Origin of the sequence: Cupriavidus necator N-1 (assembly GCF_000219215.1) — a bacterium.
In the GTDB taxonomy this organism is placed as follows: domain Bacteria; phylum Pseudomonadota; class Gammaproteobacteria; order Burkholderiales; family Burkholderiaceae; genus Cupriavidus; species Cupriavidus necator.
Genome location: NC_015726.1, coordinates 702,714 through 723,483 on the forward strand (window position 1 = coordinate 702,714; position 20,770 = coordinate 723,483).

Sequence of the window (20,770 nt, forward strand, 5' to 3'; positions counted from 1 at the left end):
CTTCGGTCGTGCTGGTCTGGAACGCTCGCTTTTTCGGGCGACGCATAGGCATGTATATTCCTGTATATACAAGTACGTATAAATCGGGGTAATCCCGTAGATTGGTCAGCGCCAGCGCGGCGCTTTAATCACAAATGATGTCGGAGTCCCTTGTGCCCTCGCGGGCGGCCAGCTCCGGGCCTAGGACGTGAACCGGCCTTCCAGGCGATGCAGCGAGCCGGGATGCACCAGCCGCACCGACGTCACCACCCGGCCCGCGGACCAGGTGCGGCGCCGGATCAGCAGGCACGGCTCGCCCCGCTGGATGGCCAGCAGCCCGCACTCTTCCGGCAGCGCCAGCACGGCCTCGACCACGTGCTCGCCTTCGGTCAGCGGCGCGATGCGGGACAGGTATTGGTAGGGGGTTTCGCTGGTGAAGTCCTGCGCCAGGTAGTCCGGCGCCACCGCGGCATTGACATAGCGGTCCTCAAGCTGGATCGCCACATCGTCCTCGTAATGCACGATCACGGAATGGAAGACCCGTTCCTCCAGCGCCACCTCCAGTGCCGCGGCCTGTGCCGGGCCGGCGCGTTCCGCCTCCAGGCTGATGACCTGCGCGTGATGCCGGTGTCCGCGTGAAGCGATGTCTTCGGCAATATTGTTGACCGCATACAGCGCGGTCCGCCGTTTGGGTTCGGCGACGAAGGTGCCGACGCCCTGCAGCCGCACCAGCATGCCTTCCGCGGTCAGCTCGCGCAGCGCGCGATGCACGGTCATGCGGCTCACGCCCAGAGACTCGACCAGTTCGGTCTCGGACGGCACGCGGTGATGCGGCGGCCAGCTGCCGTCAGCGATCCTGCTGCTGATGTGCTGCTTGACGCGCGCATAGAGCGGCGCCGGCATAGAGTCGGACACGAGCGACAACGGGTTCCCCTTGGGTTTGGCCATTCGGCCATGCGACAGGCGCCGAATTTATCATGGCCCGGCACCCTGGCTACGATGCCTGCGCGTCGCGCTGCTGGCATCCGGCCAGGAACACGTCCAGCGCCACCGGCCGCCCGATCACATACCCCTGTGCATAGTCCACCCCGATCGCGCGCAGCGCGTCGAGGGTGCGTTCATCCTCCACCCACTCCGCCACCGTGCGCACCCCCAGCCGGTGCCCGATGTCGTTGATCGAACTGACGATCTCGCGGTCGACCGCGTTGTCGGCTAGTTGCCGGATAAAGCTGCCGTCAATCTTCAGGAAGTCCACCGGGAACTGCTTCAGGTAGGCGAACGACGACAGGCCCGAGCCAAAGTCGTCCAGCGACACGGTGCAGCCGGCGCGCCGCATCTCCGCCACCAGCCGGTTGGCCGCGGCCATGTTGTTGATCAGCGCGGTTTCCGTGATCTCCAGCCGGATGCGGCTGGCGGGCAGGGCGCTGGCCTCCAGCTCGGCATGCAGGAAGGGCAGCAGGAAGGGCTCGCCGAGCGAGTTGGCCGACAGGTTGATCGATACCGATAGCCCGGGCACGGCGCCCAGGCGTTCGCCGTAGCCGCGCAGCACGTTGCGGATGACCCAGCGGTCGACGTGGCCCATCAGGTCGTAGCGCTCGGCGGCGGGAATGAAGGCGCCGGGCATGATCAGCTCGCCGTGCTCATCGACCATGCGCACCAGGATCTCGATATGGCGGTGTTCGGCGCCGTCTTCGTTCTGCTCGGGCTGCAGTGCGCGGATCTCCTGCGCGAACAAGCGGAAGCGGTTGGCTTCAAGCGCCGAATGGATGCCGGCGGCAACTTCCAGTTCGCGGTGGTGGCGGCGGGCATCGCTCTCGTCGCGGCGGTAGACCGAGACGCGGCTGCGGCCGGCGGCCTTGGCGGCGTAGCAGGCCACGTCGGCACGGCTCATCAGTTCGCTGACCGGAGGCACGTCCAGGTCGATGGCGGCGATGCCGATGCTGGCGCCGACGTCGTACACGCGTCCTTCCCACGGGAAGCGGCGGCCGCGGATGGCATCGATCACGCCCTGGCAGACCTGCTCGGCCTGGTCGACGGTGCAGTCCTTGAGCAGTAGCGCGAACTCGTCGCCGCCCAGGCGCGCCAGCACGTCGTCGGGGCGCACGTGGTTGCGGATCATATAGCCCAGTTCGCGCAGCAGCACGTCGCCGGCGCCGTGGCCGGCGGTGTCGTTGACGATCTTGAAGCGGTCCAGGTCGATGAAGCAGAGCGCGGCGCGGTGGCCGTGCAGCCGCGCCGCGTCGCAGGCTTCGCGCAGGCGCTTCTCGAACCAGGTGCGGTTGGGCAGCCCGGTCAAGGCATCGTGCATGGCTGAACGCGCCAGCTCGCGCTGCAGCGCGCGCGCGGTGGTGATGTCCTGGAACACCAGCACCGCGCCCAGCACCTCGCCGCGCGCGGTCAGCACGGGCGCGGCCGAGTCTTGCACGTCGTGGCGCTCGCCGGTCAGGCTCTGCAGTACCGCACCGTCCTGCAGGTAGGCGGGCGCGAGCGTGCGCAGGCAGGCTTCGACCGGGCTGGGGATGGGGTCGCCGGTGGCTTCGTCGACGATGCGGAAGACCCGCTCCAGCGGCAGGCCGTTGGCGCTGGCCATGGTCCAGCCGGTCAGCTGTTCGGCAATCGGGTTCATGAAGGTCACGTGCATGGCCGCATCGGTGCAGATCACGGCATCGCCGATCGAACGCAGCGTGATGTGCAGGCGTTCCTTCTCTTCGAACAGTGCCTCGGTCAGGCGCCGCTGCTCGGTGATGTCCCAGTTGGTGCCGACCAGGGCCTTCGCGGTGCCATCGTCGGTGCGCGTGACCATGGCCATCGCGCGCACGTGGCGCACATTGCCGTCGGGACGCGCGATGCGGTATTCGGTATCGAACCGCGCCTCGCCGCGGATGGCCTGGCGCATCTCGCCGCTGACACGGCTGACGTCGTCCGGATGCAGCATCGCGATCCATTGCTCCACCACTGGCGCACCGCCCGCGGGGTCGGTGCTGTGCAGCGCGTGCATGCGCGCGTCCCAGGTGATGCCGGCGCTGGTGAAGTCCCACTCCCAGATGCCCACGCCGCCGGCTTCAGCCGCCAGCTGGATGCGGCGCGACAGCCGTTCCAGCTCTTGCTGCGCCAGCTTGCGCGCGTGGACGTCTTCCACCTGGGTGATGAAGTGCTGCGGCTCGCCGGTCTGTTCGTCGCGCACCAGCGATACCGCCAGCAGGACCCAGCGGTAATGGCCGTCCTTGTGGCGGTAGCGCTTTTCCAGGCGGTAGGACTCGATCTTGCCGGACAGCAGGTTGTCGACCTGGAACAGGTCGCCGGTCAGGTCGTCGGGATGGGTCAGCTGCTGGTAGCTCAACTCGCGCAGCTCGGCCGCGCCGTAGCCCAGCAGCTCGGTCATGGCACGGTTCACCGTCTGCCAGCGGCCGTCCATGCTGACCAGCGCCATGCCGATGGCCGAATGCTCCATGGCCTGGCGAAAGCGCTTGTCGCTGCTGCGCAGGCTGGCGCGGCCGTGCCGGTTCTGCTCGGTCAGGTAGGCGATGCAGACCGGGAACACCATGATTACCGCCGCCGACAGCGGCACCGCTTCATGGCGGTGCGCGAGCAGCATCAGCGCCTGCAGGCAGAGCGTGGCAACCAGCGTCAGCAGCGCGGTGGCAAACGGATTGCCGGCCAGTGCCACCAGCACCAGCGGCAGCGACATCGCGGCAAACGGGTCATGGCCCTGCCACTGCGCGAAGGCGCCGATGGCCAAGCACAGCGCCAGCGCGCCCGCCTGCGGCGCCAGCAGCGGCCGCGCGATGGCAGCGCGCACGCGCACCGCCGTCATCGACAACATCATCGGCAGCAACAGCGCCACGCCGAGCGCGTCGGCCTGCCACCACGTCCACCAGACCGAGGCGAAGCTGGTGCCATGGGTCGTGGCGATGGCCATGGCGCCGGCAGTGGCCCCCAGTGCCGGCGCCAGGATGCCGCCCACCGCCAGCATCACCGCGAACGCGGCCAGCGGACCGTGCCGCCCCAGGACGGCATGCCGGTCCAGCAGGCGCAGGAGCCCGAGCGCGAACAGCATCTCGGCAAGGTTGGCGCCGGTCAGCATCAGCGCGGTGGCGACGCTGTCGCCGGCCGCGTAGTTGGCCAGCACGCTGGCGCCCATCATGCCCGCCAGCAACCATGGCCCCTCCGCGCGCGGTCGGTGCAGCAGCAGGCCCAGCCCGAAGGCGTTGGGCAGCCACACCGCCTCCACGGTACCGGGCAGCCGCGCCAGCCACAGCGCAGCCGCCGCCAGCACGAAATAGCCGGCGCCGGCCAGCAGCAAGGGCAGCCAGCGGCGCTGCGGGGCGGAAGGGCCTGGAGCGGCCTGGTGGCTCGGCGGGGCCGTGTCGGGCGTCATGGACGAGAACGATGCAAAAAAGGCGGTGCGTCTGGGTGGGAAGGAGGCGGCTTGCCCGGCGCGCCCGGGGCGGCACGGCCCCGGAAGCGCGGACGGACTGCCGCCCAGCGTAGAGGGCACTGTAGGGGGGATGGCGGGCCGGCCATCGGCAGGACAGCGGGCAGGTTCGGGGCCTTGTTGCCACTGGTGTTTGGGGCGATTTTTTGGTAGGAGGTGGAAGCGGAGCCTGGCAGCTGTCCGACGCAAGAGGCAGTGCGGGCTACTCGATGAGGGAAGGACAAACGGCCATGCGTGCCAGCATTCAATCAACAGACAAGTCCGCAGAACCTCTTTGGGAACGCGCTTGCGCCAGGCTCGATCCTGGATCTTGCGATCTTCCGGTACGAGGTTTCTTGACATCCTTATATGAACACCGCTCAGCTGGCCGGGACGGTTCTAGCCACGGATTTTCTTCTGTACAAGGCTCCCGTCATCGCGTTGATCGCGGTTGCCCCGGGCGCACAGCAAAGGGGTTTGGGCTTCTACTTGTTGTGCCGCTGCATCCGAGCGCCGGCGCTTGAGGGTTTTTCCATTTGCCGGGCCAGGATTTCCCCAGGCAACGATGTCTCGCAGCAGCTATTCCGAAAGCTCGGCTTCGAGCTTTGCTGCAACTGAGCAAAACGCCTCCACCGCGTGCAAGCGGTTAGGAGGCACCCTTCGCCTGCTTAGGGGCGGCAGTTCCAGCACAGCCCCGATAACCCCGCCGATAACCTCCCCGGTAATCGCGCCGCGGCCCCGCCGCGCCCATCATGCAGACATGGCCTGACCCCAGGCCCTTCTCGGATTCCCAACCAAGACCAGGAGTACGCCATGTCTGCCGCCATCCAAGCCCAAGTCACTGCCGATCCCGCCGCCCTTGCCGACCGCTACCTTGCCGCCTGGAACGAGACCGACGCCGCGCGCCGGCGCGAGCTGATCGCGCTGGCGTGGACGGAATCGGCAAGCTATGCCGATCCGCTGATGCGCGGCGACGGCCATGCTGGCATTGACGCAATGATCGCCGCGGTACAGGGGAAATTCCCCGGGTTCCGCTTTACCCGCGTGAGCCCGGTCGATGCGCACGGCGAACACCTGCGCTTTACCTGGGAACTGGGCCCGGCGGGAGAGCCGGCGCTGGTGGTCGGCACCGACTTCGCCACGATTTCCGCCGATGGCCGGCTCGCGCGCATGACCGGCTTCATCGACCGGGCCCCGGCCGGGCTGGCCTGACCGGGGCGCGCGCCGCCGCTATGTGGCCTGCCCCACCGACAGCCCCCCGCCCACTGGCCGCAAGCTGCTGCATCCAGTGCGGCGGACAGGGGAGAGCAAATGGCGCGATTTCTGCGGGTGGCGGCATGGGGGCTGGCCGGCACGGTTGTTGTCGTGGCCGTGGCGGCCTATGCCGCGGTATGGGTTGGCGAGCGCAAGGCGGCGCGCATTGTCGCGGTCAAGGTTTCACCCATCGCCATCCGTGAAGACGCCGCCGGCATTGCCCACGGCAAGTACCTGTTCGAATCGCGCGGCTGCATGGAGTGCCACGGCGCCGGCGCCGGCGGCAAGCAGGTGATCGACGATCCCGGCGGCCTGCGCGTGCGCGCGCCGGACCTGACGCAAGCCAATCCGGCCATTGCCGCCTACCAGCCGGTTGACTGGGTGCGGAGCATCCGCCATGGCGTGGCGCCCTCGCACCGGCCGCTGCTGATCATGCCCAGCGAGGATTACAACCGCCTGAGCGACGAGGACCTGGGCGCGCTGGTGGGCTACCTGCGCAGCCTGCCGCCGGCGATGGGGGCGCCCGCGGAGATCCGCATGCCATGGCTGGTGCGGGCGTTGTACGGTGTGGGCATCGTGCAGGACGCGGCCGCCAAGATCGACCACAGCTTGCCGGTGCAGCCTGCAATGGTGCCGGCGCCCACGGCCAGCTATGGCGGCTACGTCGCCAATGCCTGCCTGGGGTGTCACGGGCCGGACTTCCGCGGCGGCAAGATCCCGGGCGGGCCGCCCGACTGGCCGCCCGCGGCGGACCTGCGCCCCGTGCCGGGCGGCGCCATGTCGCGCTACGGCCAGGCTTCGGCCTTTATCGCGATGATGCGCAGCGGCAAGCGGCCCGATGGCAGCGCAGTGAGCCGCGTGATGCCGTTCGATTCGTTCGGACGCATGAACGATACCGACCTGACCGCGCTCTATCTGTTCCTGACCGGCATGCCGCAGCGCTGAGCGCGCGCGTCAGCGCCGCGCCAGCCGCCGGCCGGCGGCGATGCCGGGCAGCTCGACCCAGCGGTGCAGCAGCAGGGCCAGCGCCAGCGCCAGGCCGGCATCGATGGCAAAGCGCAGCAGCTGCAGCGCAGTCTGGTCGGGCGCCAGTTCAGGCATCAGGCGCTTGACGCCCTCGATCACGGTGGGGTGCGTCAGGTAGAGCGCATACGACAGCTCGCCCAGCCAGACCAGCGCGCGCGGCACGCGCAGCACGCCGGTGTGCTCGGCCGCCACGGCGCCGGCCAGCAGCAGCGCCGCGGGCAGCCCGCGCCCGGCCAGGCTGAAGTCGGGCCCGACCAGCGGCAGCGACAGCGCGAACGCGGCGCAACCGGTTGCCAGCATGCCCACTGCCATGGCCGGCGTCAGCAGGTGGCGCCAGCGCGCGTAGGCCCACGCCAGCCCGCAACCCAGCAGGAATTCCAGCACCAGTGGATTGCTGGCCATGGCCAGCCACGGCGTGGCGAACGGGTAGCTCTGCGCGGGATCGGCCGCCAGCGCGCCGAAGCGCCACCACGGCAGCACCAGCGTGGTCAACGCAAAGGCCGCCAGCACCACCAGCAGCGCGCGCCGCCCGGCCAGCAGCAGGCCCAGCGCGAAGGCGGCGTAGAACGCCAGCTCATAGTTGAGCGACCAGCCCACGTACAGCGCCGGATAGCCGTAGTACGGCGCGTGGCCGGTGGCAGTCGGCAGGAATGCCAGCGACGCCGCGAACACCGCTGGTGTGACCGGATTGAGCAGCAGTGCATGGATGGCCGACATGGTCCAGTACGGCGGTGCCAGCCGGCAGCAGCGCCGGATCATGAAGCTGAGCGGGCGTTCGGGCTGGGGCCGGGCCAGCACCGCGACCCAGGCGATGATGAAGCCGCTGATGACAAAGAACACGTCCACGCCGACATGGCCGCGCTTGATCACGTTGTCGGTCAGCCAACTGAGCGCCGGCGCATCGGCGCCGCCCAGCGCCAGGCCGGAGTGGTAGACCACCACGAACGCGGCGGCCAGCCCGCGCAGGGCCTGGATGCTGTCGAGCCGCGCGACTGACGGGGACTGGGCCGCCGGCACGCGCGTGGCAGCGGTGGCGTGCGGGACCGGTGCCGCGGAGGCGCCGGGATAAGTGTGATCTGGAATAGTCGATGGCACTGTTTCAGCGACAGGAATCTGAAAGCGAAGGGATTCATGAGGGACAGCCGCCGCATGCCCAAAGTTCGTGCAAAGTCGATCCGGGGGCAGGCTAGTGCGCATGGTGTTCGGCAAGGTGACCGAAATTGCACTATCCTCACTTGTCCCTTGCGCCAGGCTGCGGCGCATGGGCAGTGCCCGCGCGCCGCACGATTGCGCCCGGCGGGGGGGCACTGGAAAGAACCAGCGGGCAACGTACCCAAGGAGTGTCCCCCCATGACCACCCTCAATATCAACGTCAACGGCAAGACCCGTGAAGTCGACGTGGACCCGTCCACGCCGCTGCTGTGGGCGCTGCGTGACAACCTTGAAATGACCGGCACCAAGTTCGGCTGCGGCATGGCCGCATGCGGTGCCTGCACCGTGCACGTCAACGGCCAGGCCACGCGCAGCTGCGTGACGCCGGTATCCGCCGCTGCCGGCGCGCGCATCACCACCATCGAAGGCATCGGCACTGACAAGGTCGGGCGCGCGGTGATGGACGCCTGGCTCAAGCACGACGTGGCGCAATGCGGTTACTGCCAGAACGGCCAGGTGATGAGCGCCATCGGCCTGCTGCGCACCAAGCCGCGGCCTACCGACGCCGACATCGACCAGGCCATGGCCGGCAACCTGTGCCGCTGCGGCACCTACCAGCGCATCCGCGCGGCGATCAAAGACGCCGCCCGCGCGCTGGCCTGAGCGGGAGGAAACCAATATGCGTATCCGAGGCATCGAAGCCCTGGCGGGCGGCCAGGCCGGCAATAGCGGCGAAGCCCGCCCGAACACCGGCGTGGCCACGCTGGACCGCCGCAGTTTCCTGAAGCTGACCGGCCTGGCCGGCGGCGGCCTGGCGCTGGGCGTGGCCCCGCTGGCGCAGGCACAGGAGGGCGCCAAGCCCAAGGCGCCGCCGCCGGCGCCGCAAGCATTCCTGATCATCGCGCCGGACAACACCGTAACCGTGGCCGTGAACCGGCTCGAGTTCGGCCAGGGCGTGCACACCGCGCTGCCGATGGCGCTGGCCGAAGAGCTGGACGCCGACTGGCGCAACGTGCGCGCCACGCTGGCGCCGGCTGGCGACCCGTACAAGGACCCCGCCTTCGGCATGCAGATGACCGGCGGCTCCACGGCGCTGAACCACTCGTTCGAGCAATACCGTGAACTGGGCGCGCGCGCCCGCGCGATGCTGGTGGCGGCGGCCGCGCAGCAGTGGAAGGTCGATCCGGCCAGCTGCAAGGTGGAGCAGGGCGTGATCACGTCCGGCAGCCATCGTGCCACCTTCGGCGAACTGGCGCCCGCGGCGATGGAGCTGCCCGTGCCGCAGCGGGTCACTCTGAAAGACCCGTCGCAGTTCCGCATCGTCGGCAAGCCCACGCCGCGGCTGGATGCGCGCGGCAAGATGGAAGCGACCACGCCGTTCGGCATCGACACGCACCTGAAGGGCATGGTGGTGGCCGTGGTGGCGCGCCCGCCGCGCTTTGGCGGCAAGGTCAAGAGCTTCAGCGCCGACAAGGCGCGCGCGGTGCAGGGCGTGCGCGGCGTGCTGCAGGTGCCGGTCGACCGCGGCGGCAGCGGCGTGGCGGTGATTGCCAGCGGCTACTGGCCGGCCAAGATGGGCCGCGATGCGCTCGACATCCAGTGGGAAGACGCGGGCTCGAAGGTGTCGTCGCAGGCGTTGTTCGATGAGTACGCAAAGCTGGCCGGCCAGCCCGGCACGGTGGCGCGCGCGGGGAGCGGGGATATCGGCTCGGCCATCAACGGTGCCGCGCGCAAGATCGATGCCGACTTCCGCTTCCCGTACCTGGCGCACGCGCCGATGGAGCCGCTGAACTGCACGCTGCAGCCGGAAGTGGCCGGCGGCAAGGTGCAGTCGGTCAAGGTCTGGGTGGGCTCGCAGTTCCAGACCGTGGACCAGGCCGCGGTGGCGCGCACGCTGGGGCTGGCGCCGGACAAGGTGGTGCTCAACACCATGATGGCCGGCGGCGGCTTCGGCCGGCGCGCGGTGCCGACCTCGGACTACATCGTGGAGGCGGCCAATGTGCTCAAGGCCTGGGTGGCCGCCGGCCACACCGAGCCGCTCAAGGTGGTCTGGAGCCGCGAGGACGATATCCGCGGCGGCTACTACCGCCCGCTGCACCTGCACCGCGCCCGCATCGGGCTGGATGCGCAGGGCAAGGTGGTGGGCTGGCAGCACACCATCGTCGGCCAGTCGATCCTGAAGGGCACGCCATTCGAGCCCTTCATGGTCAAGAACGGCGTGGACGCTACCATGACCGAGGGCATCGTCGAGAACGACTATGACCTGCCGCTGCAGATGTCTGTGCACCATCCGCAGGTGGACGTGCCGGTGCTGTGGTGGCGCTCGGTGGGCAATACGCATACCGCCTTCGTCAAGGAAACCCTGGCCGATGAAATGGCCGCGGCCTCGAAGCAGGACCCGGTGGCATTCCGCCTGGCCCGGCTCGACGAGAAGAAGCACGCGCGCCACCGCGCCGCGCTGCAGCTGGCGGTGGACAAGTCCGGCTACGGCAAGCGCAAGCTGCCCAAGGGCCATGCCTGGGGCGTGGCCGTGCACGAGTCGTTCAACACCGTGGTGGCGTATGTGGTCGACGTCTCGGTGGTGAAGGGCGAGCCGCGCGTGCATCGCGTCACCGCCGGCGTGCATGCCAACCGCGTGGTCAATCCGATGTCGGCCGAGGCCCAGATCCAGGGCGCGTGCATCTTCGGGCTAGCGATGACGAAGCCGGGGTTTGCCATCGAGATCGAGAACGGCGCCGTGAAGAACAGCAACTTTACGGACTTCCCGCCGCCGCGCATCACCGATGCGCCGGTCGTGGACGTGTTCTTCGTGCCCTCGCAGGAGAACCCCACCGGCCTGGGTGAGCCGGGCGTGCCGCCGATCGCGCCGGCGGTAGCCAATGCGCTGTTCACGCTGACCGGCAAGCGCCAGCGGCAGTTGCCGTTCGTGATGGCGTAGACGGGCCTGGCACGATGACCGGCGGCGGCGCGAGCGCTATGGCGTGCCGCCGCCGGCCATGCGCCATGCCTTGCTGAAGCGTTGCAGGTCGGCCGCCGAGGCATCGGTCACGGCCCAGTAGTCCATGCCGCCTGCCTGCCAGTGCGTGATCTGGTAGCCCTGCCGGGTCAGGGTGCTGTCGAAGCCCGGCGCCGCCTTGCGCGCGCCCGCGCCGCGCAGCACGAACACATCGATCGGATGTTGGTTGCGTCGATAGACCAGCACCGCCACCCGCTGCCCGTGCAGGTAGTCGAGCCGTCCGCCGACGAGAGGGAAGCCTTCAGCCGCCATATCATGGACCGGCGGCGCGTAGTCGAGCCGCCCGTTGAACCACGGCTTGACCGTGTGCCGATCCGTCGATGCCACGTCGATGGCGTGGTCGGCGATCAGCGCACGCACGTGACTGCTGACCACCTCCCGCGCCATGGCGTCTTGCGGGGAATCCCGCAACATGAACAACGTCAACCCGAACGCCATCGAGGCCACGGTCAGTGCCGCTAGCGCGGCGTTGACGGCCGGGCGCCAGGCAAACCACTCGATCCAGCGCGGGTGCGATGCCTCACCGCCTGCCGGCATGCGGGCCGCGGGCAGCGCGGCAGCGATCCGCGCGCGCAGGGCGGGACTTGCGCGATGATAAGTCGCGCCTTCCCGTACCGCCGTGCGCAGCGCGCGCAGGCGTCCCAGTTCGGCCGTGCACGCGGCACATTGCGCCAGGTGCTGCTCCAGGCGCAGGCTTTCCGCCGCGCCGAGTTCGTCGTCGGCGCAGGCGGGAAGCAGTTCGCAAACCTCATTGCAGTCCATGACCTGTCTCCCCGGCGGGGTGCGGTGCCGGCGCCAGCGCGCCGGATGGCGGGCGAGCGTGTGCCGGCTCTTGCGCCGTGCCCTGCTGCTGCAGCGCCGTCACCGCCGCCGCCAGCATGCGCCGCCCGCGCGCGAGCCGCGACATGACCGTGCCAATGGCGATATCCGCGACACGGGCAATGTCGCGGTAGGGCAGTTCCTCCAGTTCACGCAGCACCAGCACTTCCCGATAGGCCACCGGAAGCTGCTCCAGCGCACGGTGCACCAGACGCACGTCTTCCTGCCGCAGCAACCACTGCTCGGGGCTGTCCTGGCCATCGTGCCAGGCCGGCAGTGGCTGGTTCTCGTGCAAGTCGTCATAGCTGCACACCTCGCCGGCCGATTTGCGCTTCTGGCAGGTGGTGAACCACGTATTGCGCACGATGGCGAGCAGCCACGGCCGCGGCTGCTCGCCGTGGAAACTGCCAAAGTGCCGGTAAGCGCGCAGGAAGGCTTCCTGGACCACGTCGTCGGCCTCGCTGGCGCTGCCCGACAACCAGCGCGCGAGGTTGTAGGCGGCGTCCAGTTGCGGGAGCACCAGCTCATCGAAGCGGCGGCGTTCGTCGGATGCGTGATCCATGCGTGCCTTGGTCGGTTTGTGCGCCGGCGCCGGTGGCGCACGTCCTGTGTATACCGGCGTTCCATGCAGTCTATTCCCGCTGCGCGCGGATTTTCTGCGGTTCCGCATTGCCGGGAATAAAGCTTCCCGCAAGCCGGTATGACAGGCACATCCCTGCAACCAGACGGAGGCACCATGGACACACTGAAGCGACGCGATTTCCTGAGGCTGGCGGGCGCCGCCGGCGGCGCGGTATTTGCCTCCGGGCTGCCGGGCTGGGCCTTCGGGCGCGATGAGGACTTCTATTTTGTGCAGTTGTCGGACGCACACTGGGGCTTCCAGGGGCCGGCCAATCCCGATGCGCGCGGCACGCTGCCCAAGGCCATCGCCGCCGTCAATGCGCTGCGGCAGCCGCCCGACTTCATCATGTTCACCGGCGATCTCACCCACACCACCGACGATCCGCAGGAGCGGCGCCGGCGCCTGCGCGAGTTCCAGTCCGTGATTGCCGGCCTGGGCGTCAGGACGATCCACCTGATGCCGGGCGAGCACGACGCCAGCCTCGACGCGGGCGCGGCCTACCAGGAGCTGTTCGGGCCGACGCACTACACCTTCGATCACAAAGGCGTGCATTTTGTCGTGCTCGACAACGTGTCCGATCCGGCGGGGCGGGTCGGGGATGCGCAGCGCGCATGGCTGGGCGCGGACCTCGCGCGGCAACCAAAGGGCGCGCGCATCGTGGTGTTCACGCACCGCCCGCTGTTCGACCTGTATCCGCAATGGGACTGGGCCACGCGCGACGGCGCGCAGGTGATCGACACCCTGATGCCCTATCCAAACGTGACCGTGTTCTACGGCCACATCCACCAGGAGCATCACCACACGACCGGCCACATTGCGCATCACGCCGCACGCTCGCTGATGTTCCCGCTGCCGCCGCCGGGCTCGCAGCCGCAGCGCCTGCCGGTGCCGTGGGATGCCGCGCAGCCCTATCGCGGGCTGGGCTGGCGCGAGGTCGAAGCGAAAGCGGCGCCCGGCGCGTTCGCGCTGGCCGAGCAGCCGATCGCGACCTGACCGGAGCCAGCCATGAGAATGTCATCGATGGTCGGGCGGCGCACGGCGCTGGCCTGGATGCTTGGCCTCGGGGCGGCGGTGCTGGCCGGCACCGGCCGGGGCGATGCGGCGGCGCCGCGCGTCATTCGCGTCCACGCGCGCAAGTTCGTCTTTACCCCGAATCACATCCCGCTGCGTGCCGGCGAGTCGGTCGTATTCGAACTGACGGCACAGGACGTGATCATGGGCTTCAGCGTGCCGGATTTCGGTGTGCGTGCCGACGTGCCGCCAGGCGCGACCGTGCGTTTGCCTGCAACGGCGCGCGGCAGCGGCAACTACGGCTTCCTGTGCGACATCTTCTGCGGATCGGGGCACGAGACCATGAACGGCGTGATCGAGGTCATGTAGGCGCCGCCCGCCGGATCCCTGGCGAGCCCGCGGGCGTGACGGCTGGTGTTGTAATCGCGCAGCCCGTGGGCGGCCCTATTGCCTTTGCCCTGCGAGCCGCGTAGAACGTTGGGAAACGGCACCCGGAGAGGGCCGGCAGCCGCTCGTGGTGGGCGGCGGAGCACAACGCCAGAGGATCGAGGTGTGGCCATGGAGACCCAAGAGAGCGCGCTGACGCTTGCCCTGATGACCGAACCCGCGCGGGCCAGGATCTGCCGCGCGCTGCTGGAAGCCGGCGAGGACGGGCTGCCCGCCCCCGCTCTGGCGCAACTGGCCGGGCTGAGCCTGCCGCGTGCCGCACACATGTTCCAGGAACTGCTGCAGGCGGAAGTGGTGGCACTGTCCATCCGCGAGCGCCAGGTCTGCTATGTGCTCAAGGCCCGGCGCGCGGTGCGTGATGCGCTGGGCTATATCGACAGCAGCGGCCTGGCCGACTGATCCTTGCTGTGTGGCCGGGCGCAGGTCGGCGCGGCCCGGTTCCACCGCCGTCCCGCCAGCGCGGGCGCCGGCGGCAGGCTACTTCCGGACTTCCTTCAGTGCCCGCTCACGCGCGGCTTCCCTGTCCTCCATGAGCCGGTAGGCCGCGTAGTACTTGAAGATGTTGCGCACATAAGTGGTGGTTTCGATGCCGATCTTCTCCGCCACCACGATCTCGACATTGTTGAACCACTTGTCGGGGTCCAGCCCGCGCGCCGCAGCCTCCTTGCGCATCTTGGCGATATTGCCGGGCCCGGCGTTGTAGCTGGCGAAGGCGAACAGCGGCCGGTTCGATTCCGAGAAGTGCGCGTCGGGGAAGTACTTGGTCATCAGCCGGTCCATGTACTTGGCGCCGGCGTGGATGTTGGACTCGACCATCTTGATATTGCCCACATTCAGTTCCTTGCCGGTGGCGGGCATGATCTGCATGATGCCGACGGCGCCCACGCGGCTGCGCGCCTGCTGGTTGAGCTGCGACTCCTGGAAGCCCTGTGCCGCCAGCATCAGCGGGTCGAAGCCATAGTCCTTGCCGTACTTCTCGAAGAAGGCAACGGTCTGCTGGAAGCGCTTGTATTCGGCGTCCTCGGTGTTGTTCTTGATCTGCTTGACCCGGCGCATGGATTGCTTGATCAGGTATTCCGCCACGCCCTGCTTCTTGACGTGGTTGATATAGAAATCGTCGATTGCCTGCCGCAACTGCGGGCTGTTCTTGCGGAAGGCCCAGCCGATATAGCCGCCTTCGCGCACCGCCAGGTCCTGCCGCACCTTGATGTCAGGCAGGATCTGCGCCCACATCGCCGCCTTCCAGTCATCGACCACCACGATCGCCAGCAGGCCCGCATTGACCATCTCGAGCACGTCTTCGTCTTCGAGGGCATCGGGCAGCAGCACCAGGTGCATCGGCGCCTTGCCGGACTGGCGCAGGCGCTCGTTCAGCGCGGTCAGGCTTTCGTAGTAGCTGCTTGCGCGGCGCACGTGGACGGTCTTGCCTGCCAGGTCGTCCAGGCTCTTCAGCGCCGGCGACTTGGGGCCGGTCACGATCAGCTCGCGCACTGGCTTGCGGTCGCGCGGCGCGGCAAAGTCGACCATCTTCAGCCGTGCCTCGGTCTCGGTCAGGTTGCCGGCGGCGATATCGCCCAGGCCCGCCGCCAGGTCGGGCAGCAGGCGGTCGCGCGTGGTGGGGATGATGATGATGGTGAGCGGGCGCTTGCCAAGTCGACTGGTGTAGGTCTTGTTCAGGTAGCGCTCGAATTCCCGCACCAGTTCCGCGGTAATTCCGCGCTCGTGGCCCTTGTCGCTGAAGTAGAGGGTGCGGCTGTAAGGCACCAGCACGCGGATGACGCGACTGTTGACCATCACGTCGAAGTCGCCGGTGCGCGGCTTGTTGGCCAGGTTCAGCCCGCGCGGCTTCGCGGGCGCTGCCGTGCCGGCCGCGGCTTTCGCAGCCGGCGCCGCCGCGGGTGCCGACGCCGGCGCCGGCTTCTGCTGTGCTACGGCAAACGTGCTGCCCAGGCTGAACGCGGCCATCAGGCCTGACAGGAGCAGGCCTGTAAACCAGTGGTGCGGACGGAGAGCGGGCATGGCGCAGATGGCAAGCCGGGCGAAAAAGCGCGCGACTTGCTCTTATCGAGTCTAGGCGCGATCCGGCTTGTTACAAGCCGCCAACCCCCGATGTTCCCGCGGGCAAAAGGAGGGAAGACGACAGGCAAAAAAAATGAAGGTGGCCGGCTGATCCCGGCCACCTCGTTCTGCGCCGGCTGGCGCTATTGCTTAGGCGCGGCCATCTGGTCCTTGGCCACTGCGTCCGCAGCCTTGTTCTCGACCTTGCGCTCCTGCTTGGCAGCGCCGACGTCCTGCTTGTACTCGCCCTTGGCCGCCTTCTTCTTGGCCTTGTACTCGGCCGAGGCCTTCTGGCGTGCCTCTCGGCGCTCGACCAGTGGATCCTTGGGTGGTTGAACCTGGGTCATGCCAGGCGATGCGCTTTGGGAGCCTGCCGCGGCGGCAGGGACGGCTGGGGTTGCCGGGGTGGCCGGCATGCCCTCGGCGGCCGGAGTTGCCGGCGTGGCCGGGCTGGCCGGTGTCTGGGCAATCGCCGTGGCGCAAGTGAGGCCTGCCAGTCCTGCGGCAATCGCGCCGACGATCTTGGGAAGGCGAGCGGGCTGTTTCAGATCCATGGAGAACCTCCGGAGTCGTTGTCCGAGACGCCGGCGACGGATGCGCCGGCGCGGCGTAGGCCGCACATCCCTGCCGAAACGGGAATGCAACGGTGCCCTCAGTCTAGGCAGCGAGGCGGTGTTGCGCTGTCGGGCAAGCGCCGAAGCGGGGGCGGAATACTCCTACAAGCGCGCAGTGACGAAGATGTTGCGCACTTGCGACAGCGGAGCCAACGCCGCACGCCATCCGTCGCCACGGTTCGCGCTCGGCGATGTCGCCTTGCGCCAGTACGATGGCTGGCCCAGCGCCATCGCGCTTCAGGTGGGCGTAGCGGTCTGGTTTGCAAGGTAGTGGTCGACCGCAAGATCCATGCTTTGGAACAAGCGCTCGCGCCCGAGTGTGTCCCCAAGGGACGACCGCCGAACCATCTCCAGCACATTGGGATTCAGTTCCACCAGCCAGAGCATCACGCCGCCTTCGCGCATCTTCTTTTCGGCTTCCGTTAGCATCCGCAGCGCCGTGTACTCGAGGTCAAAGACGCCGACAAGGTCGAGCACCACCACCCGGGGATTCGCTGCAGCAATGATGGGCCGCATCTTGTGCCCGATGTGTCTCGCATTGGCGAAGTAAACGCGGCCCTCCGGCCTCAGCATCACCATGCCGGGATAGGTCACGTCGGCGGGATGCTCGGCGGACTGCGGCCGGAATACATTGGTGCCGGGCTTGCGTGCCAGGACATAGACTGGCGGATCGGAAGTCTGGTAGGCCAGCGCCAGCAGCGAAACAATGATGGCGGCGGCAATGCCGTTCAACGTCCCTAGCAGCACGACGCCGGCACAGGCTACCACTGCCCAGAGGAACTCCGTGCGCCGGATGCCAAGGATGGCGCGAAACTCCGCCGGCTGGATCAGTCCCACCGAATAGGCGATGACCACTGCCGCCAGCGCGGCCTCCGGCATCAGGCCGATCAGCGGTGCCAGCACCAGCATCGCGCCCAGCGCGACGGCCGCGGTGATCAGTCCCGCCAGCTGCGATCTGGCGCCGCAGCGGCGGTTCACCGCGGTCTGCGTGGTTCCGCCGCCGGCAGCCATCGCGCCGAGGAATGCGCCACCCAGGCAGGCGAACCCCGTGGCCAGCAGCTCGCGGTTCGGGTCCGGCGCGGGTTCGCCGCTCTGCACGAAGGCGCGTCCGGCTGCGATGGTTTCCGTAAAGCTCATCAGGGCAATGCCCATGGCCGGCACCAGGAGCTGCATAATCAGATCGGGATCCGGCAGCGTGAGGGGCGGCAGGCCAGTCGGGACATGGCCAACGGTTTCAACGCCATGGGACTGCAACCCGAGCAGGCCGACTGCCGCAATCCCGATCCCCACCGCGATCAGCGGTGCCGGCGCGCGCGGCACCAGGCGTTCCATGCCGATCAGCAGCGCCAGGACCGTGACCCCAACGGCCATGGTTGCCAGCGAAGCGTGGGGAACGCCCTGGACCATGGCTGCGAGGTTGTGGAAAAACGCGCCCTTCTGGAAATGGATGCCGAGCAGCTTCGGAAGCTGGTCCACCACGATCACCAGCCCGATCCCGGCCTTGAAGCCGACCAGGACGGGCTCGGAGATGAAATCGGCAACAAAGCCCAGGCGCAGCAAGCGCGCGGCGACCAGGATGATGCCCACGAGGCAGGTGAGCGTGGCCGAAGCCGTCAGCAAGCTCGCGGTACCGCCTGCCGTCGTCGTATCGCTAAGCGCGGCTGCTGCCAGGATCGCCAGCGTGGTCGTGGTGCTGACGCTGAGCGGGCGCGAGGTTCCCAGCATGGCGTAGATCAGCATCGGCGCGAATACCGTATAGAGTCCGACCTCGACCGGCAGGCCCGCGATGGTGGCGTAGGCGAGAGCCTTTGGGATGACGACTGCCGCAACGGTCAGCCCGGCCATGACATCGGGCTTCAGCCAGTCGCGGTGGTAGTGACGCAGCCACTCGGGCCACGGCAATGCAAGCACGCCGGCCGAGTTGCGCAAGGTGCGGCAGGGATCGCCACCGGCGCGGTTGCGGCGACGGGAGTGGGATTCCACGTTCATGGAGGGTGATCCGGGCGGCGGGCTTGATGTTTGTCGTTGTCGTGCGGCGACCCATGTACAGTTTGGTCGAAATTACACGGAGCGGCAAATGCACATTAAGTGGCTAAAGCTCCTCTTTCAGGAGTTCTCCAAGGCCATATCCCACGAGAATTTCACGTCCGAGGGAAAACCCGTATTAAGTCCCTGTCTTGAAATGACCATACCCCGTCCCTATAATTAGCACTCGCCGGGGGTGAGTGCTAACAGCATGAAAGCGCCCCTTGCGGCACCTGAACATTTCAGACGGCCGTCGCCTCGGTAGCCGGCCGATTTGTGATTAAAAACTCACTTTGCATCTAGGAGTCCGTATGAATCTGCGTCCTTTGCACGACCGCGTGATCGTGAAGCGTCTGGACAACGAAACCAAGACCGCGTCCGGTATCGTGATTCCCGACAACGCTGCCGAGAAGCCCGATCAAGGCGAAGTACTGGCAATCGGTCCTGGCAAGAAGGATGACAAGGGCAACAACATCGCCCTCGACGTCAAGGTCGGCGACCGCGTGCTGTTCGGCAAGTACGCCGGCCAGGCAGTGAAGGTGGAAGGCCAGGAACTGCTGGTCATGCGCGAAGAAGACATCATGGCCGTGGTGAACAAGTAATTCACCGACTGACCGCCACCCGTACAGATTTCAGGAGATTCAAGAATGGCAGCTAAAGACGTAGTGTTCGGCGACGCCGCACGTGCCAAGATGGTCGAAGGCGTGAACATCCTCGCCAACGCAGTCAAGGTGACCCTGGGCCCGAAGGGCCGCAATGTGGTGCTGGAGCGCAGCTTCGGCGGCCCGACCGTGACCAAGGACGGCGTGTCCGTGGCCAAGGAAATCGAGCTGAAGGACAAGCTGCAGAACATGGGCGCCCAGATGGTCAAGGAAGTCGCTTCCAAGACCAGCGACAACGCCGGTGACGGTACCACCACCGCAACCGTGCTGGCCCAGTCGATCGTGCGCGAAGGCATGAAGTTCGTTGCCGCCGGCATGAACCCGATGGACCTGAAGCGCGGCATCGACAAGGCTGTTGCCGCCGCCGTGGAAGAGCTGAAGAAGGTCAGCAAGCCCACCACCACCAGCAAGGAAATCGCCCAGGTTGGCGCGATCTCGGCCAACAGCGACACCTCGATCGGTGAGCGCATTGCCGAAGCCATGGACAAGGTCGGCAAGGAAGGCGTGATCACGGTTGAAGACGGCAAGTCGCTGGCCGACGAGCTGGAAGTCGTGGAAGGCATGCAGTTCGACCGCGGCTACCTGTCGCCGTACTTCATCAACAACCCGGAAAAGCAGGTTGTCCAGCTGGACAACCCGTTCGTGCTGCTGTTCGACAAGAAGGTCTCGAACATCCGCGACCTGCTGCCGGTGCTGGAGCAAGTGGCCAAGGCCGGCCGCCCGCTGCTGATCATCGCTGAAGACGTCGAGGGCGAAGCCCTGGCGACCCTGGTGGTGAACAACATCCGTGGCATCCTGAAGACCGCCGCCGTCAAGGCCCCGGGCTTCGGCGACCGCCGCAAGGCCATGCTGGAAGACATCGCCATCCTGACCGGCGGCACCGTCATCGCTGAAGAAATCGGCCTGACGCTGGAAAAGGCTGGCCTGAACGACCTGGGCCAGGCCAAGCGCATCGAGATCGGCAAGGAAAACACCATCATCATCGACGGCGCCGGCGACGCAGGTGCGATCGAAGGCCGCGTCAAGCAAATCCGCGCCCAGATCGAAGAAGCGACCTCGGACTACGACCGTGAGAAGCTGCAAGAGCGCGTGGCCAAGCTGGCCGGCGGTGTTGCCGTGATCAAGGTTGGCGCTGCCACCGAAGTCGAAATGAAGGAAAAGAAGGCCCGCGTGGAAGACGCCCTGCACGCCACCCGCGCTGCGGTGGAAGAAGGCATCGTCCCCGGCGGTGGTGTGGCCCTGCTGCGTGCCCGCGCTGCGATCTCGGCACTGACCGGCGAAAACGCCGACCAGAACGCCGGTATCAAGATCGTGCTGCGTGCCATGGAAGAGCCGCTGCGCCAGATCGTGCTGAACGCCGGTGAAGAAGCTTCGGTGGTCGTTGCCAAGGTTATCGAAGGCAAGGGCAACTACGGCTACAACGCGGCTTCGGGCGAGTACGGCGACCTGGTGGAAATGGGCGTGCTGGACCCGACCAAGGTCACCCGCACCGCACTGCAGAACGCCGCTTCGGTGGCTTCGCTGATGCTGACCACGGACTGCGCAGTTGCCGAATCGCCGAAGGAAGAGTCGGCTCCGGCAATGCCGGGCGGCATGGGCGGCATGGGCGGCATGGAAGGCATGATGTAAATCATTGCCGACCGACTGCCCTCACGGGCAGGCTGTCTTGAA

At 67.6% G+C, this 20,770-nt stretch carries 18 protein-coding genes; 10 read left to right on the forward strand and 8 right to left on the reverse strand.

The window, feature by feature from the left end:
• Nucleotides 1-180: 180 nt before the first annotated feature.
• Together hutC and CNE_RS03385 are read right to left on the reverse strand one after the other, a co-directional pair.
• Nucleotides 181-927 carry a histidine utilization repressor gene (hutC, locus tag CNE_RS03380; protein ID WP_013955740.1) on the reverse strand — a complete coding sequence of 249 codons (747 nt, stop codon included), beginning with the start codon at nt 925-927 and terminating at the stop codon, nt 181-183.
• A 46-nt stretch (nt 928-973) separates the two neighbouring features.
• Entirely contained in the window at nt 974-4,357 is a 3,384-nt protein-coding gene (locus tag CNE_RS03385; RefSeq protein WP_013955741.1) for a diguanylate cyclase, read from the reverse strand.
• A gap of 405 nt (nt 4,358-4,762) precedes the next feature.
• Between CNE_RS03385 and CNE_RS03390 the strand changes: the two genes are divergently transcribed.
• From CNE_RS03390 to CNE_RS03400, 3 genes are all read left to right on the forward strand, one after another.
• Entirely contained in the window at nt 4,763-5,011 is a 249-nt protein-coding gene (locus tag CNE_RS03390; RefSeq protein ID WP_041227771.1) for a GNAT family N-acetyltransferase, read from the forward strand.
• A 195-nt stretch (nt 5,012-5,206) separates the two neighbouring features.
• Nucleotides 5,207-5,605 carry a nuclear transport factor 2 family protein gene (locus CNE_RS03395; protein WP_013955743.1) on the forward strand — a complete coding sequence of 133 codons (399 nt, stop codon included), beginning with the start codon at nt 5,207-5,209 and terminating at the stop codon, nt 5,603-5,605.
• A gap of 99 nt (nt 5,606-5,704) precedes the next feature.
• Entirely contained in the window at nt 5,705-6,592 is an 888-nt protein-coding gene (locus CNE_RS03400; protein ID WP_013955744.1) for a c-type cytochrome, read from the forward strand.
• A 9-nt stretch (nt 6,593-6,601) separates the two neighbouring features.
• Here CNE_RS03400 and CNE_RS03405 read toward each other — a convergent pair whose 3' ends face one another.
• Nucleotides 6,602-7,690: an acyltransferase family protein gene (locus CNE_RS03405; RefSeq protein WP_013955745.1), complete on the reverse strand. Its 1,089-nt coding sequence runs from the start codon at nt 7,688-7,690 to the stop codon at nt 6,602-6,604.
• Nucleotides 7,691-8,023: 333 nt separating this feature from the next.
• On the opposite strand from CNE_RS03405, the gene CNE_RS03410 reads away from it, so the two are divergent.
• The gene (locus CNE_RS03410; RefSeq protein WP_010813052.1) at nt 8,024-8,488 is read left to right on the forward strand and encodes a (2Fe-2S)-binding protein; all 465 of its coding nucleotides are present in this window, start codon (nt 8,024-8,026) and stop codon (nt 8,486-8,488) included.
• A 16-nt stretch (nt 8,489-8,504) separates the two neighbouring features.
• A complete protein-coding gene (locus tag CNE_RS03415) occupies nt 8,505-10,763 on the forward strand; it encodes a xanthine dehydrogenase family protein molybdopterin-binding subunit (RefSeq protein ID WP_013955746.1) in 2,259 nt (752 codons plus the stop codon).
• A gap of 36 nt (nt 10,764-10,799) precedes the next feature.
• Here the strand turns inward: CNE_RS03415 and CNE_RS03420 are convergent, their stop codons facing one another.
• Both CNE_RS03420 and CNE_RS03425 read right to left on the reverse strand, forming a co-directional pair.
• On the reverse strand, nt 10,800-11,603 hold the full coding sequence (locus CNE_RS03420) for an anti-sigma factor family protein (RefSeq protein ID WP_013955747.1): 804 nt from the start codon (nt 11,601-11,603) through the stop codon (nt 10,800-10,802).
• On the reverse strand, nt 11,590-12,222 hold the full coding sequence (locus tag CNE_RS03425; protein ID WP_013955748.1) for an RNA polymerase sigma factor: 633 nt from the start codon (nt 12,220-12,222) through the stop codon (nt 11,590-11,592). Before CNE_RS03425 ends, CNE_RS03420 begins: the two co-directional genes overlap by 14 nt.
• Before the next feature lie 174 nt (nt 12,223-12,396).
• On the opposite strand from CNE_RS03425, the gene CNE_RS03430 reads away from it, so the two are divergent.
• The 3 genes from CNE_RS03430 (at nt 12,397) to CNE_RS03440 (ending at nt 14,139) form a co-directional block, all read left to right on the forward strand.
• A complete protein-coding gene (locus CNE_RS03430) occupies nt 12,397-13,275 on the forward strand; it encodes a metallophosphoesterase family protein (RefSeq protein WP_013955749.1) in 879 nt (292 codons plus the stop codon).
• A 12-nt stretch (nt 13,276-13,287) separates the two neighbouring features.
• Entirely contained in the window at nt 13,288-13,662 is a 375-nt protein-coding gene (locus tag CNE_RS03435; RefSeq protein ID WP_013955750.1) for a cupredoxin domain-containing protein, read from the forward strand.
• Nucleotides 13,663-13,851: 189 nt separating this feature from the next.
• A complete protein-coding gene (locus tag CNE_RS03440) occupies nt 13,852-14,139 on the forward strand; it encodes a helix-turn-helix domain-containing protein (RefSeq protein WP_013955751.1) in 288 nt (95 codons plus the stop codon).
• A 78-nt stretch (nt 14,140-14,217) separates the two neighbouring features.
• Here CNE_RS03440 and CNE_RS03445 read toward each other — a convergent pair whose 3' ends face one another.
• From CNE_RS03445 to CNE_RS03455, 3 genes are all read right to left on the reverse strand, one after another.
• Nucleotides 14,218-15,759: an MltF family protein gene (locus tag CNE_RS03445; RefSeq protein ID WP_013955752.1), complete on the reverse strand. Its 1,542-nt coding sequence runs from the start codon at nt 15,757-15,759 to the stop codon at nt 14,218-14,220.
• Nucleotides 15,760-15,941: 182 nt separating this feature from the next.
• A complete protein-coding gene (locus tag CNE_RS03450; protein WP_013955753.1) occupies nt 15,942-16,352 on the reverse strand; it encodes a hypothetical protein in 411 nt (136 codons plus the stop codon).
• A 297-nt stretch (nt 16,353-16,649) separates the two neighbouring features.
• Nucleotides 16,650-18,401 carry a SulP family inorganic anion transporter gene (locus CNE_RS03455; RefSeq protein WP_013955755.1) on the reverse strand — a complete coding sequence of 584 codons (1,752 nt, stop codon included), beginning with the start codon at nt 18,399-18,401 and terminating at the stop codon, nt 16,650-16,652.
• A 347-nt stretch (nt 18,402-18,748) separates the two neighbouring features.
• Here CNE_RS03455 and groES point away from each other — a divergent pair, with 347 nt between their 5' ends.
• The gene (gene groES / locus CNE_RS03460) at nt 18,749-19,039 is read left to right on the forward strand and encodes a co-chaperone GroES (protein WP_010813047.1); all 291 of its coding nucleotides are present in this window, start codon (nt 18,749-18,751) and stop codon (nt 19,037-19,039) included.
• A gap of 45 nt (nt 19,040-19,084) precedes the next feature.
• Nucleotides 19,085-20,728 carry a chaperonin GroEL gene (gene groL / locus CNE_RS03465; RefSeq protein ID WP_013955756.1) on the forward strand — a complete coding sequence of 548 codons (1,644 nt, stop codon included), beginning with the start codon at nt 19,085-19,087 and terminating at the stop codon, nt 20,726-20,728.
• The last annotated feature ends 42 nt before the right edge of the window (nt 20,729-20,770 follow it).